The organism is Thermocoleostomius sinensis A174, from assembly GCF_026802175.1.
Lineage (GTDB): Bacteria > Cyanobacteriota > Cyanobacteriia > Elainellales > Elainellaceae > Thermocoleostomius > Thermocoleostomius sinensis.
Map to the genome: position 1 here is coordinate 5,071,546 of NZ_CP113797.1, position 14,846 is coordinate 5,086,391.

Consider the following 14,846-nt stretch of genomic DNA (forward strand, 5'->3'; position numbering starts at 1 on the left):
CTATTGATGTGTATTGGGTTGAACAATGCTCCTGATTGAACAACCCAAATTGGTTCTCTCCTATTCTCACCCTTCTGTTGCTCTCTTTTGAATCAATCTACAGAGATAGTCCTGGGTGTTTTAGCAAAAGTTTAGTGGTTGTGCATCAAATTGGTGTGGGATAACGCGAAGGGGTATAGATTTGGATTATCCGGTTCCGCGAAATCCTTCACCCTCGATAATCACAGCGATTGCTCTAGCCAGAGATTGCTCATTAGATGCAAATATTCTCAATATTGTCGCACCAAATTTGCTGATAGTGAATCCCTCACCGCCGCCGCTGCCACTGTGGCACTAGCATGTGGCACCATTAGCCGATCGCCTGACCCTCAACTCCTAGCTCTCCCTCTCTGCTTTTGCTTTTCTGCTATCTTCCTCTCCTCGGATACATTCGTCAGGAACTTCTCACCCTTAGAATAATTCAAAGTAAATATGAATACTGCTATTCAGGTTTGGCAATAAGTCCGTTATGACTACCGCTCTTGCGTTTTCTCGTTGTTCCTTTAAACCGATCGTCGTTCGATCGCTGATAGTAGGTGTCTTATCTACAGCCGGAGTGCTGCTGGGGATAGTGCCGACACTGAATACTTCCACGGCTGAGTTGACCTTCAGCCAAGCGGCTTATGCGCAAAATGGGTCTCAGTTTTCAGATCAAGACTTAGAGAATTATGTTCGGGCAGCCGAGCAGTTAGAAATTCGCCGACAGCGAGTGGTGGAAGAAATTAAGGGAATCGTGGGTTATGTTCCTGCCATTCGCTGTGACGTGCCCAGTAGCTTAGAGGAACTCCCATCAGGAGCTAGGGAACGAGCCGTAAGCTATTGCAATTGGGCGATCGGGATTGTGGAGGAGAATAATCTTAGAATCGATCAGTTCAATGCCATTATGTCTGCGAGTCAGTCTAATGCCGCCTTGGCACAGCGCATTCGCTGTATTCAGCAACCATCAGATGCCTGTGGACAATAGCACATCTCCTCCATCAGTCCTCCACTAGTCAATCGCCCATCGCTTGACTAGGCAACTTCAGTAACGGCTGGAACAGGTTTGCGCTGAATCTGCACGTTACCGTCGTTGTCAATGTCCACGATCGCCGTTTCTCCCATACTCACCTGACCTGCCAGAATGGCTTCGGCTAGATTGTCTTCTAGCAAGCGGGCAATGGCTCGACGCAATGGTCGCGCTCCGTAGCTGGGGTTGTACCCTTCCTGAATTAACTGCTCTTTGAACGCATCGGTGACTTCAATGCGAATGGCTTGTTCGCTGAGGCGATCGTCTACCTCTTTCAGCAACAGATCGGCAATTTGCTGGAGCTCGTCGCGTGTCAGCGGTTGGAAAACGATGATCTCATCAATGCGATTCAGCAATTCCGGGCGGAAGTAGTGCTTCATCTCATCTTGAACGCGCGTGCGAATGTGCTGATACTGCGTGTTGGCGCGATCGTCGGTAAGCTCAAAGCCCAAGCCACCGCCACCCTTCTCAATCAGCTTGGAGCCGATGTTCGAGGTCATAATCAACAAAGTATTCTTGAAACTGACCGTGCGGCCTTTGGCATCGGTCAAGCGCCCATCTTCCAACAATTGCAACAGCATGTTAAATACATCTGGATGGGCTTTTTCAATCTCATCCAGCAAAATCACGGTGTAGGGCTGGCGACGTACCGCTTCGGTCAATTGCCCGCCTTCGTCGTAACCAACATATCCCGGTGGCGATCCAATCAGCTTGGAAACAGTGTGGGCTTCCATGTACTCGGACATATCCAGGCGAATCATGGCATCTTCCGAGCCAAACACCGTCGCCGCCAATGCCTTTGTTAACTCTGTTTTACCAACCCCTGTAGGTCCAGCAAAGATGAGGCTGGCAATCGGACGTTCGGGATTTTTCAACCCCACACGGGCCCGACGAATAGCACGAGCGACGGCGCTCACCGCCACTTCTTGACCAATCACGCGATCGTGGAGGGCATCTTCCAGGTGCAGCAGCAACGCCGAAGTGGATTCGGTAAGTTTGGTGACGGGAATGCGTGTCCATTCGGAGACGATATGAGCAATATCATCTGCGGTGACAGAGGCAGCATCCGATGGGGTGGTATCTGTTGAGGACAGAATCGCTTTGATCTGGGCTTCTAACTCCAGTTCCCGATCGCGCAATTTTCCAGCTTGCTCAAAATCTTGAGCGTCTACAGCCGCTTGCTTATCAGTGGCTATTTGGCTTAGTTCCTGCTTCAGCGATCGGACGGGGGAATGTTGAGCCTGCCGCAACCGCACCAGTGATCCGGCTTCGTCAATTAGGTCAATGGCTTTGTCAGGCAAGAATCGATCGGCAATATAGCGGTGGGATAGTTTGGCTGCTGCGTCTAAGGCTTCATCTGTAATTGTGACGCGGTGGTGCTGCTCATAGCGATCGCGCAGACCGTGCAAAATCGCAATCGTTTCTTCAACACTGGGTTCGCCCACGGTGACGGGCTGAAACCGTCGCTCTAAGGCAGCATCGCGCTCGATGTACTTGCGATATTCGTCGAGCGTGGTAGCTCCCAACACCTGGAACTCGCCTCGCGCTAAGGCTGGCTTCAGCATATTGGCAGCATCTAGACTGCCTTCGGTGGCTCCGGCCCCTACCAATGTATGAATTTCATCAATCACCAGAATAATATTTCCCGCCTGCCGCACTTCCTCAACAATTTTGGACATGCGTTCCTCAAACTCACCGCGTAGGCGAGTTCCTGATAGTAACGTTCCAACATCAAGGCTGATCACCTGCTTGTCACGCAAGATATCAGGTACATTGCCATCGTGAATCCGCTGGGCTAGTCCTTCGGCAATGGCAGTTTTACCCACGCCAGGTTCACCAACCAGCACCGGGTTATTTTTAGTGCGACGCCCCAAAATTTGCACTACTCGCTCCAGTTCTAGCTGCCGACCCACCATTGGATCAAGCTGTCCTTGGGCGGCTAGTTGGGTTAAATCGCGGCCAAATTCGTCAAGTGTGCGGAGGGACGATCGTTTCGCTTGTGGAGCTTGGGAGCGCTCTCGTACCCCTGCTGCGACTGGAGCCGCTTCGATCGCCTGACTTACCTGTTCCAGCAATTGCACTAAATCAACCCCCAGATTCTCTAGCACCTTGAGGGCAATATTATTATCATCTTCCAAAATGCTAAGCAACAAATGCTCTGGCGTCACATAAGACTGGTTTTGTTGAGCTAGAACAGTAGCTTGTTCCAGCACGCGAACCGACTTTGGGGTAAACGGAATTTCCGTCAGTGCTGCATTATGGCTACGACCCATGAGATTTTTAACCTCACTACGAGCTGCCTCCAGCGTCACCCCTAAATCTGTTAATAGCTTCGCCGCTGTTGTTCCCTTGCCACGAAGCAACCCCAGCAGAAGTTGCTCGGTTCCAGCCGAACGATATCCCAAACGGCGAGCTTCTTCTTGGGCAGCCATAATTACTGCGATGGCTTGCTCCGTAAAATACTCAAACATGAATCGAATTCCTCCACTAGGCTGACTGGTGCAGCCGATCGGCTGCCCTAACGCAAAAAGCTAAGAATGCTGAGAAAAATGACTGAAGCGCGCAACCGAATGCAGTTCTATCAACTTCACGAAGATCAATCTCTATCAATCTCTCAGAGCAATCTATGTCTACAGTTTCAAGGGTTAGGTTTTGGTCGTTTGTAGGGTTTGCAATGAGTGAACGGGTTAGTCATCAATACAGCAGAAGTACAAACTAGCAAGTGGACACTGTTCCCATATGAACATTTGTTGACTTACCTTCTTACTGTAGCGAGGCGGGAATCGAGGTGGCAGGGAGGAAAACCGTCGCAACTAGTAGAGGCTCTTCGCTATTGTCAAGGTTTGTAACTGGCTGCATAACTCTGTTCCGTGACGGCGATAACTCCATAGGACTACAAAACCAAGCTCTGCAAATTGGTTTTACCAAGTCCTGCAACGGTCATTGAATCAATGGGAGTTCAAATCATGCCTGCTACAAATGGAAACGATGTTCTTTATGGAACCAGCGCCTCTGATACAATCGATGCTTTGTTAGGGAACGATACAGTTTTTGGCGGTTACGGAGACGATCGGTTGTATGGCAATGGTGGCAATGATTTTCTGTACGGGGACTATGGTAACGACACGCTCTATGGCGGCGTTGGCAATGATGCGCTGATTGGCAGTTGGGGCAATGATTTCATCTACGGCGAAGATGGTGATGATGTCATTGGCTTTTCAAGCTACCACGACGAGATTGGTGATGATTATTTATACGGTGGCAACGGCAACGATCGGATTTACGCAGGGACGGGTAATGACAGAGTGGATGGAGGCACAGGCAACGATATCTTGTATGCGGGTGCAGGCAACGACTATGTGGATGGCTGGACGGAGAATGATTTAATCTACGGCGAGACGGGTAATGATACGCTGTATGGCTATTCTGGCAATGATACGCTGTATGGAGGTAACGACAACGATCGAATGCTGGGCGAAGCTGGCAATGATTTTCTAGACGGTGGCAATGGCAACGATTATCTAGATGGTGGAGACGGTAGTGATACCCTCATTGGCGGTTTTGGCAACGATCAACTTGTTGGTGGACTTGGCACGGGTGATGGTGTAAATCGCCTTAATGGCTTTGGCACGACGGCTAGCACCATTGCGCAGATCGACACATTGATGGGTGGTTCTGGAACCGACTACTTTGTTTTAGGTGGCAGTTGGGGAGTGTCTTATGTCGAACCGGGTGATGGCTATGCAGTGATTGCTAATTGGGATTGGACTCGCGATTGGATTGAAGTGAAGCGCGTTTCGGGCGGCAGCTACAGCCTGGAATATAGAAGCGTCAGTGGCATTGGTTCCTCCGCCACAGATACGGAAATCTACTTTACCGACTCGCGTGGTGTTCGCGATCGCATTGGCATTGTGCAAGACAGTACCAATGTCAACATTGGTCGCGACTTTCGCTATGTATAGCTTCGTTCAATCCAGCACTCAGCTATACCTGCCTCAACTATTTCCTCTCTAAATTCCTAGATTGGTTTTGCTTTAACTTTCTTCAATTCTTTCTGTAGTAATCAAACGAATCACCAAGATCGTTCAACTCTACAGTTTTGCCTCTAGTCAAGGATCTCATTCATCCTTCTTCTCTTTTAGCCTTCTCCTCGATCGCTCTAGTCTTTCTGCGGGCTAGAGCGTTTTCTATGCTTATCTGACTACCAATGTCACAGTAAAGCTATTTGTGCACAATTTTTGCAGTCATCTCCGATAGCTCACTCGCAATTCTCAGTTTGACGAAATGCAGTTCAAGCCTTAAGCGGTTTCCATCCAGTCAAAAATTCGATCGAGTTGCTCAAGGGTAATTAGCCCATACTGCCAGAGAATCATGGGAATCAGGTTTGTACTTTGCTCGCATTGACGTAGTGCAAAGGCGATCGCGGCTGCCGGAACAGCAAGTTCCTCACTGAGGAACGTAATTAGCTGGACGCGATTGGTCGGCTCCTGAATCATTGGCTCACCCCCTGTCAATTAATTTGATATTAAGTGAAGTTTTGTAACAGAATTTCAGAATTTAATGAAGGCATTATAGCGAGAAATTGAGAATTGTGGGGAAGAAAATTGCAAGAATCAATCTTTGGTCTGACCCTGAGTTTCTGCGGGTTTTGTCTTCATTAGTAGTCTCTTCAAACCGACGTCAATGCATTTCTGGTGGTTTCCAAGCTTACGGCTCAAGATGAAGAAAAAATGAGAACACTGTAAACGTTTCTGAGAGATATTGCGTGAGTAACGCCCCTGATTTGAACTGCACACTGGCTGGCTAGCTACATAGCCGAGTGAAGCAGTAGTAACCGCAGCATCATAGGTTTGGGGCAGCGATCGGTTTCTACAACGAACGAGATTGGGTGATCACACCTGCGATCGGGCTTTTTGAGAGGGCAGGACTAAAATTAATTCTGTACAATTGAATACGAAGAGCAAGGAGATGTTACAAAGTTTGTTCTTTTTCTGGTAGAAGCACAGCCAATGCTGAAGCCATAAACAGGAGAGGAACCGTTCGTAGATGATACCAATTGCTCTCCTTTAAACACCCTGGTTCAATTGGAGGCACACTATGTCCCCAGATTTATTTGATGCTTTTACCGTGATTCTCGTGGTTTCTGTGTTTAGCTGTCTGTTTTCCCCAACCCTAGCTTGGCTTTTGTTTCCCCATAGCTAGAGTGACAGCCCTCAATGAGTCGCTCAATCGGCTTTGAGCAGTCTTCTCAGTCTTCTGTGTTTCGAGCTTGTTGAGGATTGGATCGAGCGGCTAGGCTAAACTAATTTTTTGCTTCTTTTTACTTGATTTTCTATTCACTGTCATGAGCACCTGATGGAGCAGGAGTCCCTTGCTCCATTTGTTTTTGTGCAGCGGCTTAATTGAGATTGAGTGACGAACCTCGAATCACCTCACCCCAACCCTTCTCCCAGAGCAGGCAGGAGGGGCTTTCGATCCTGGGTTTTGGGTTGAAGTCCCTTCGCCCCCGTGGGAGAAGGAATTGAGGGATGGGGAGAAAAATTTGCCAGTCAATCAAACAGGGGCAGGGGTACGAATGTGGGCTACTCTCTGGGTTGACTTGGTTTATACGCGACCGTACTCAACAAAAAATAGGGACTGCTCTCAGCCCCTATTTCACAGATTCAAACTAGTTCAGACTAGCTACAAATTGTTCGCCTTATACTAATTTCAAATCTGGATACTCGACCAACACTTCCTCAGCAGAAAGAGTGTCGCCTTCTGCTTGCGGTGTCCACAGCACTTCTAGCGCCAATAGCCGATCGCTGGAAACCGCACCAATCTGGGAAATAGCCCGACGCAAATCTTGATCATTGTTGACAGCGGGTAATTCGAGTTTGCCCTGTGCCGCTACCAACAGTGTTACAACGATGTATTCGCTGGGATTTTCAGGAAGCGCGAGTTCACCCGACGAAGCCAGGGCTTTACGGGCCTCTGCTTGTTGCAGCAGGTTGTTGACATTGGAGAGTGTTTCCTCCGAAAACTTACTGCGCTCAGTCAAGGCTAGACGATTAAATTGAGCTTCAGCCGCTTCTAAACGGGTTTGCTGAGAGTCGCTGCCACCATAAACCCAGTACTCTGGGTGACGCAAAAGCGCGAGGGTTGTCTCTTGTAGCACTTGGGCCAGTCCTTCAGGAGAGTTGGTATCAGCATGTTCAGCAATGCGATTGAGATCGGCTTGCAATCCTCGTGCTTTTGCTAATAATCCTACTTGCAGACGGGCAACGGAAACGGTTGGCGAAGCGGCGCCACTGTAGCTGTCATAGTCAGAGCTACCTGCGATCGATCGGAAGCTGCGCAACAGAAATGAGGCGACTGCGATAAAAATTAGCAGCGTGAATAAGCCACCGCCACCGAAGCCAAAAATGGGCACTACAAAGGGAAATCCAAAACCACCGCCGGGATAGTACCCACCCCCATACCCACCGCCTGGTGCATAGGTGCGAGGTGAGGAATAGGTTGGGCCACTGCTTGGCATTCTGAAGCTACCGCCACCAATGCGACCACCACTTTTTGCGGCCAATGCTCCATCTGCATGGCCAAGAACCAGCGTTGCAACTAAGATCAGCGCTAACACTGGTTTTAAAAGTGGTTTAATCCATCCAAATAATTTTTTGTGCATATTGCCGTACCTGTCCAATTCACGAACGATAAGATCGGCTTGGCTATACCCAGGGCTAAGCGTAACCTGCTTGATTTACCGAATGTTACAAATTGTCTACATTTCTAGTCTACTCTTTTGCTGCTTAAGGCAGAAGTAAGCTTAAGAGGGATTTTAGGGACGATTCAGGAGAGATAACCGTACTGAATTTCGATGCGATCAGATGGCGATCGCATAAATGTAACCGGACTGGCGATCGCTCGATCGGTTGCTAAGGTGAACAAGTGCGACAGATGAGCAAGTTCCTGCTGCACCCTCTGCCCTATGGTGAATTCTGATACGCCTCTAAATGGGTTCAAGGTCATTGAAAACGGGTCAGAACGGCGAATTCTCTACCGTGAGTGCTTTGGAATGAGCCGGATTGATATTCCAGTTCTGGTGCTGATAAGCGGGCTTGTTTGGGGGTACATTTCCATAACTTGGCAGGGGTTATTTTCTAGGGATTGGCCGGAAACCTTGCCTGAAGTCCGGTTTGCGATCGTTTTTGGTTTAGTGATCGCAGGTTTTTTTCTGTTCACAGTCCTCTGGCCGCTGTTTGGCGTTTCCGAATATCGCATCACACCCAATTATCTAATTATCCGGCGACACATTTTTGGCATTCTCTGGCAATATCGCCGCATTCCCAGATGTCAGATCAGAGGCATTCACCGCTTCACCGCGCCTCCTACTCGATATTCGCCGGAGCTTCATACAGTTTATGTTGTGGTTGGCAATCGCCGTACTCGCCTAATGACGCAATGGTCTCAAAAGGCAGAGTACGTCAATTGGTTACACACAACGCTAAGCAGTCTGTAAGTTTTGCCAAATTTAAGATTTGCGGCTAGTTCCTGCAAGGATGATTAACACCACTTCCTGTTTCTAATCTTGTTCTGGTCAAAGGTTTGAGTTACTCTTACTCTTCACTCTTTAGCCTTTAGCCTTCAGCCTTTAGCCTTCTACTTCACCCTCCCCCAACGATCGTGACAATCTCCAGTCGATCGCCATCTTGAATTTCAGTCCCGTCCCAAAACTGGCGATGCAGAATTTCGCCGTTATATTCCACTGCCACAAGGCGCGGATTCAACCCCATCTGTTCGAGTAAATCAGGCAATCGCGTTTGCGGGTGGCATTGACGCGGCTCACCATTCACTTGCACTTGAATCGGCTGAAAAGAATCAATCGAGGTAGACATACCCAATAGACCACTAGATATTCTTAGATACTTTTAAAGTGATAGCGTTTCAGATACATTGCTTCCATACCCCCGGCTGTCGCTGTTCTCCTTACTCAGGGGAGGCATCAAGAGATGTTACCAGGCTTGAAACACCATCTTAAACGGTCAACGGTCAATAGAACTCTAACCCAACGATTTATCTAGTTGGGTTATTGTGATTTCACCCGTCTCAACGTTTGTATGCGATCAAGTTGAGAGATGAAAAACTGGGTAGTCAGCGTCGGTTGTTCCGCCAGCATAATGGCCCGCACGATCGCCACCCGTTCTGCTCCTGCCGACAAAACATCGTGAAGATTTTCCGAATCGATCCCACCAATGGCGAACCACGGTATGGTGGCATGATCAGCCGCATAGCGCACATACTCAACCCCGGCGGCGGGTCTACCAGCTTTGGTTGGGGTTTCATACACCGGCCCAACGCCAACATAGTCGGCTCCTTCTTGAATTGCGCGCTGCAAATCGTCAGGGCTATGAGTTGAGCGTCCAATAATGCGCTGACTTCCTAACAGTTGACGCGCCAACGCGATCGGCACATCATGCTGACCTAAATGCACCCCATCGGCATTGACTGCTAACGCCAGATCGACCCGATCGTTCACCAGAAACAGTGCCCCATACTGATGACACAACTGTTTCAATGTTTGGGCAGTGTGTAAACGGGTGAGATCATCGGACTCCTTATCGCGATACTGCACCAGCGTCACCCCCCCTTGTAACGCTGCCTCGACCGTTTCGATCAAATTCACCACTGGAGCCGTTACCAAGTATAAATACGATTGTTGCAGGACTTGAAATCGCTTGTGATGCTCGAGATTACTCTCTAGGGTGTATACGCGATACCGCATGTGTTTGCAAGCAGTTCCCATCTCTGGGAAGTAGAGTTTGCCATATTCCTCTAACACCCGCAGTGCTTCTTGCACGCGGCAGAAATTGACCCGCAGCACTTGTGCCACGCTCGATCGCTGCTCTTCTTGGGGATGAGTTAAATCAGTGCCTGAATCGTTGGGCGTATCGCGAGTAGCCCGGATATCATCGCGATGCCACTGAGCCAATTCTTGACGAAGCTGCTTACAATCACTGGCAAAGTGAGCATTGTTTAACCCAAACCGACACCACTCTTCGATGATCCGTAGACCTTCACGAGCGCGGTCTAAATTGGCATCGAGAATCCGATATACAGCAAACTTAGAGAAAGCGGGGTGCAACTCTCTGGACTGTCTGCCGTCGTGACGATCGTTGTGTTGACTGTAGCTGTCGCCCATGCCATCTTTCCACTCCTGTTCTATCGTAACAGTTCCGTACTAGCGACACACAGTGCTACATTGCTACAATTAGAGAAAATTAAGCTCACCTTGGACGAGTGTCCGGATCACAAGTGAAGCAGCCGATTGCTGTAACTTGTTTCTGATGTGGCTGGCTGTTCGTCGAGATCTATTTTTGTTACAAGAGAATAATATTTCTGCCCGATCGATCCGGTTTGTCTCGAATTACGCTACATATAGAAATTAATCTTGAATTTACAATCAAAAAACGCTACTTGCAGTAATAAGCTGAGTCACCTTTTCAGTTGGCGTCGGGAGTTTATTTCATGCGTTCACTTCTTGCCTGTCATCGTCCTGCCTGTCAGCGCGCCAGTGCTTCCGTATCTGTGGTCATAGCAGCCACTCATTCGGCTTTTGCGTCCGAACATTTAAGTTGGGTTGGAAATTGGGTTGGACTATCGCTGACGGTTGTGTTATGGCAAACCAGTGCTTTGTTGCTGCCTAATTCCGCAGTGGCTGAAGTCATTCCAGCACAGGCCGAATCGAGTTCCTTCGCGGATTTCCCTGGGGCTTCCTCACCAACGGCGGAAGCACAGCGGCTTCTATTTGTGAGTTCGATCGTGGGCAACGATGACAGCGGAGATGGTAGTCAGCGATCGCCCTTTCGCACTATTACCCATGCTTTAAACGTTGCAACCGCTAACACCATTATTTTGTTGGCAGCAGGAACCTACAGCCGCGAAACAGGCGAAGTCTTCCCCTTACAGCTAAAATCCGATGTGACGGTTCAGGGTGATCCCAGTCGGCAGGGGCAGGGTATTATCATTCGCGGCGGCGGGACATTTACCAGTGCTGATGCCATAGAGCAAAATGCTACATTTCTGGGAGCCGAGCGGGCCCAGTTGATTGGCGTCACGATAACTAATCCTTATGCTCAAGGCTATGGGCTATGGAGCAACTCCGACAATTCACTCATTGCTAACAACACCTTTACTGACAGTCTATCTCAAGCTGTTTTTGTCCCGGGCGATCGATCGAGAGTGGTGCAAACAAATCGATTCGCTCGTCGCCGTACCGTTGCTTCACCCAACAGCACCGCCCAAACCCAACCCCCTCAAGAGCAACCCCTGATTCAGCCAACTGCTGCCATTACCGAGTTACCCCCTGCGGTCTCCGCCAAAGCGGCGATCACGACGCTGCCCCCGGTGCCCTCAGCGTCGCTTGCTTCGGTGACAGCCACCGCCGCTCGATCACCAGCAACAGCAGTTCGTCCATCGTCTAACCAAATCACCGTGCTGCCTCCGGTGCAGTTGCCTCGCTCAAGCAGCGATCGTTGGGACACCAGTGAATTCAGGCAAGCCTCTGCTCTCCCTATTCACCACCCAAGAAGTCCTATGGCATCAGACTCGTTGCTTGCGATTCAGCCCGCTATGGACTCCTCGATTCTGATCTCAGCCTTGCCCCCGGCACCCACTGCACGCCAACCAGCAAGTTCTCAGACCACGCGACCAGCGATACTACCGCATGCACAGGCATCTACTCGTTCTTTCGTAGAAACCTCAGCAGAATCCTTTAATCCAGATTTATCCAATTCAGCGATCGTCGAGCCGCGATCAATCCATCAAAGGCCTAGCCATCCCGGATCTGCCCAAGTCTCTGCTCAAGTTACCTCCCGATCGCTCCAACCCACTCAGTTGCAACAATCAACGTCGAATCAGACCACACCAGCGGCTGTGACAACTTCATCTACCACCGCCACCGCGATCGAGATTCCAGTTCCACCACCTGAAACCATTGCCACTGCTGTGTTAGATCATGCGACACCGCCGCTTAGCGCCATACAGCTTTTTAATGCGCCGATCGAGATTCCGGTTCCACCACCTGAGTCTAGCCAAGCCGAACCAACCATGCGTCCGCCGACAGGTGTCACCGCCAACGCAGCAGAGGCAAACGCCTTACTGCCTGTGCCTTCGGGCGATATTCCGATTGGCAATGTGGGAGATATGCCACGAGTCAGGATTGCAGGAACACCGTCTCCTTGGAGCAATGGATCACAGACTAGCGCTGCTGTCAGAGCCAGTTTGCGCTATCGAGTCGTGGTGGATGCCAACAACGACCAGTTGCGATCGTTAGTACAAGCGATTGTCCCGGATGCATTTATGACGCAAATCGGTGGACAATCACTGATCCAAGTGGGAGCATTCAGCGATCGGGGCAATGCTGAACAGGTGGTGCAACGGTTGAACCAAAATGGGTTAGTGGCTGTCATTCACGAAATTGAATAACTTGAATCATGATTTTTTCTTTGTGAAAGCAGATCGGGGATGGGCTATGACCTTCGACCAGAGCCATCCTGGCGATACCAGCGAGCGATGCGATCGGGTGATACCCCTAGTAAGTACGCCCCAATGACCAATTGATTGATTAGTGTTGTTTTAAGGATGCCTAGTTTGTGCCAGCGCCGGGCTGATGTAGTGACAGCACGGGGGACGATGGCAATATGCCCGATCGATCGGAGTTGTCGCACAAACACAAAGTCTTCCATAATTGGCAGAGCAGGAAATCCGCCAAGCTGGTGAAATGTTTCTGCTTTGAGAAACAGAGCTTGGTCCCCATAGGGTAGCTGTAACAAACGCGATCGCCACTTTACCCCCCACTCGATCCACCGCAGTCCGGGTTCTTGTCCGTCAATGTGTAGCTCAAAGGCTCCAGCGACAACATGCAGGCGGGAGAGGGTTGCTTGTACATCGGCGATCCAATCGGCGGGCAACCGGGTATCAGCATGAAGAAATAGCAGGATAGAACCAGCAGCAATCTGTGCACCCTGATTCATTTGCTGGGCCCGTCCGGTCGGAGCACTCAACACAATTGCTCCGGACTGTTGCGCTAATGTTACAGTATCATCTTGGCTGCCACCGTCTACCACAATGATTTCAAGATTAGTGTTGGTTGACTCGGTGGCTTGATTGGGTCTAGGGAGTTGCCCCTGTGGCAAGATGGCTTGAATCAATGCTGAAATGCGGTGGGCTTCGTTCAATGTTGGAATGATCACCGAAATGGCAGGTGGTGTGATACCTTGACGCACAGTTTCCCAGATCGGTAAGTCTTCGGGGCGATCGATATCTGCCCGTGTAGCTAGATAGCCGATCGATAAGTTTACCTGCTTGGCGGCCGTGACGGTTTGCTGAAATACCTCGCTGGTACTCCAGGCAATGTTAGTAAACAGCGTTGGAATCATGCGACTGAGTCCAATCAAATAGTAGCCGCCATCTACTGCTGGACCCAGCACCAGATCATGGGTTGCTAAAATTTGAAATGCTTGTGCTAGTTGCTCTGCACCGAGACTAGGACAATCTGTACCGATGACAACCACACGCTGAGCACCCATTCCGAAAGCCGCTTGTACCGCATAAGCCATGCGGTTTCCCAAATTCCCAGCGCTTTGAGGACAGTAACACCACGCCGATCCTAACCAAGCTTGCATCTGCTGGCGATCGACCTCTGGATTTTCAGTGCCGGCGAACCAAACTGTTGTTGAAATCGAGCGCCGATTGAGCAGCGTTTGTACCTGCTTCAGCGTATGTTCTGTCATTTGCCGTTGTAGTGCGGCCGCCCCTTCTGCACCCAGCGCCGGAATTAAGCGGGTTTTTGCCTGCCCGGGTTGCGGATAGCGAGTGAAGATGATGAGATGTTCAATCAAATGTTTTGTAGCAGCCAATAGATAGAGAGTTCCTTGCCGATCGCTCCACTTATGATGTCATCAATTGGTTTGAATAAACTGAAGAGATTCTGAGAACTGGGGAAGGACATCGCCAGAAGTAATGACTGACCAGCATAAATTAATAAGCCTTGATAACCTCATTTCGCTTGACAGCTATCGGCAAATTTAGCAGTAGGACGTAATATCTTCACCACACTCATCAGCTAGGTAACACAACGCTCGAAATCGTAATGCTACCACCTGATCGTAGACAGGATTCAGTTTGCACATTGGTGGAACATGAGCAAGAACATGTCCAAACACTTTGAGATCGCGCTCAAAGGGACATTGGGCTGGAACTAGTTGACAAATTTGATGCGCTAGCTTTGGATTATTAATTTGAATGCTATCTAACCACACCCGTAAAGGACGAAAAACATCGATCGCAAATCGTTGCTTTGACGGTTGGGTAGGGGTTGAGACATCGATCGCAGATAGGTCTCCATGGGACGGCTCTAGCCAAATCCATGGCGCTAATAGTAAGTTTTCGGGTTTGGTATTACAAGCGTTCATCGTTACATTTCAACTCATTGGAAGGATGGTGAGGGGAGTTTATAGTGTTCTCTACACTTTCAAAACTAGGTTTATCGGAACCGTTTTAAACTGAATTTTCCGATTGACCTGTAGCGATTTTAACCATTGCTTCATTATTTTCTGGTTATTGATTAAAGGTACAGAGGGGTTATTGATTAAAGGTACAGAGGGTTGATCATGTTTACGGACTACTTCTCCTGTTGGTTTGGGCTGACAAGCGTAAAGCTAACATTCCTTGGGGCAGTTTTTGGGCGATCGCCGCTACCTGGTCAGTTTTATCCCGAACAACCGCAGCGTGCAATTGATCCAACTCACACAATTTACGATTGATC

At 49.4% G+C, this 14,846-nt stretch carries 13 protein-coding genes; 5 read left to right on the forward strand and 8 right to left on the reverse strand.

The genetic code is table 11. The features are described from left to right. The first annotated feature begins 508 nt into the window (after positions 1–508). Complete coding sequence (locus OXH18_RS21840; RefSeq protein WP_268609587.1) at positions 509–1,003, forward strand: DUF4168 domain-containing protein; 495 nt, start codon at positions 509–511, stop codon at positions 1,001–1,003. A gap of 47 nt (positions 1,004–1,050) precedes the next feature. Here OXH18_RS21840 and OXH18_RS21845 read toward each other — a convergent pair whose 3' ends face one another. Continuing rightward, complete coding sequence (locus tag OXH18_RS21845; protein WP_268609588.1) at positions 1,051–3,516, reverse strand: ATP-dependent Clp protease ATP-binding subunit; 2,466 nt, start codon at positions 3,514–3,516, stop codon at positions 1,051–1,053. Positions 3,517–4,011: 495 nt separating this feature from the next. Between OXH18_RS21845 and OXH18_RS21850 the strand changes: the two genes are divergently transcribed. Further along, the gene (locus OXH18_RS21850) at positions 4,012–5,007 is read left to right on the forward strand and encodes a calcium-binding protein (RefSeq protein ID WP_268609590.1); all 996 of its coding nucleotides are present in this window, start codon (positions 4,012–4,014) and stop codon (positions 5,005–5,007) included. A gap of 336 nt (positions 5,008–5,343) precedes the next feature. Here OXH18_RS21850 and OXH18_RS21855 read toward each other — a convergent pair whose 3' ends face one another. The 3 genes from OXH18_RS21855 to OXH18_RS21865 all read right to left on the reverse strand — a co-directional run bounded on the left by OXH18_RS21855 (position 5,344) and on the right by OXH18_RS21865 (position 7,999). Next, positions 5,344–5,541 carry a DUF2949 domain-containing protein gene (locus OXH18_RS21855; protein ID WP_268609591.1) on the reverse strand — a complete coding sequence of 66 codons (198 nt, stop codon included), beginning with the start codon at positions 5,539–5,541 and terminating at the stop codon, positions 5,344–5,346. Positions 5,542–6,743: 1,202 nt separating this feature from the next. Further along, positions 6,744–7,706, reverse strand: a complete 963-nt coding sequence (locus tag OXH18_RS21860; RefSeq protein WP_268609592.1) for a DUF1517 domain-containing protein — start codon at positions 7,704–7,706, stop codon at positions 6,744–6,746. A 164-nt stretch (positions 7,707–7,870) separates the two neighbouring features. Continuing rightward, positions 7,871–7,999: a hypothetical protein gene (locus OXH18_RS21865; protein ID WP_268609593.1), complete on the reverse strand. Its 129-nt coding sequence runs from the start codon at positions 7,997–7,999 to the stop codon at positions 7,871–7,873. Between the two features lie 10 nt (positions 8,000–8,009). Here OXH18_RS21865 and OXH18_RS21870 point away from each other — a divergent pair, with 10 nt between their 5' ends. Then, on the forward strand, positions 8,010–8,540 hold the full coding sequence (locus tag OXH18_RS21870) for a hypothetical protein (protein ID WP_268609594.1): 531 nt from the start codon (positions 8,010–8,012) through the stop codon (positions 8,538–8,540). A 145-nt stretch (positions 8,541–8,685) separates the two neighbouring features. Here the strand turns inward: OXH18_RS21870 and thiS are convergent, their stop codons facing one another. Next, positions 8,686–8,916, reverse strand: coding sequence for a sulfur carrier protein ThiS (thiS, locus tag OXH18_RS21875; protein ID WP_268609595.1), 231 nt, complete (start codon positions 8,914–8,916; stop codon positions 8,686–8,688). Between the two features lie 191 nt (positions 8,917–9,107). Continuing rightward, positions 9,108–10,220, reverse strand: a complete 1,113-nt coding sequence (locus OXH18_RS21880) for a thiamine phosphate synthase (RefSeq protein WP_268609597.1) — start codon at positions 10,218–10,220, stop codon at positions 9,108–9,110. Positions 10,221–10,546: 326 nt separating this feature from the next. Between OXH18_RS21880 and OXH18_RS21885 the strand changes: the two genes are divergently transcribed. After that, a complete protein-coding gene (locus OXH18_RS21885; RefSeq protein WP_268609598.1) occupies positions 10,547–12,505 on the forward strand; it encodes a DUF1565 domain-containing protein in 1,959 nt (652 codons plus the stop codon). Positions 12,506–12,549: 44 nt separating this feature from the next. Here the strand turns inward: OXH18_RS21885 and OXH18_RS21890 are convergent, their stop codons facing one another. Both OXH18_RS21890 and OXH18_RS21895 read right to left on the reverse strand, forming a co-directional pair. Beyond that, the gene (locus OXH18_RS21890; RefSeq protein WP_268609599.1) at positions 12,550–13,938 is read right to left on the reverse strand and encodes a TIGR04283 family arsenosugar biosynthesis glycosyltransferase; all 1,389 of its coding nucleotides are present in this window, start codon (positions 13,936–13,938) and stop codon (positions 12,550–12,552) included. A 168-nt stretch (positions 13,939–14,106) separates the two neighbouring features. Further along, positions 14,107–14,493 (reverse strand): Mo-dependent nitrogenase C-terminal domain-containing protein, encoded by a 387-nt coding sequence (locus OXH18_RS21895; protein WP_268609600.1) that lies wholly within the window; start codon positions 14,491–14,493, stop codon positions 14,107–14,109. A 198-nt stretch (positions 14,494–14,691) separates the two neighbouring features. Between OXH18_RS21895 and OXH18_RS21900 the strand changes: the two genes are divergently transcribed. Continuing rightward, positions 14,692–14,844: a hypothetical protein gene (locus OXH18_RS21900; RefSeq protein WP_268609601.1), complete on the forward strand. Its 153-nt coding sequence runs from the start codon at positions 14,692–14,694 to the stop codon at positions 14,842–14,844. Positions 14,845–14,846: the final 2 nt, after the last annotated feature.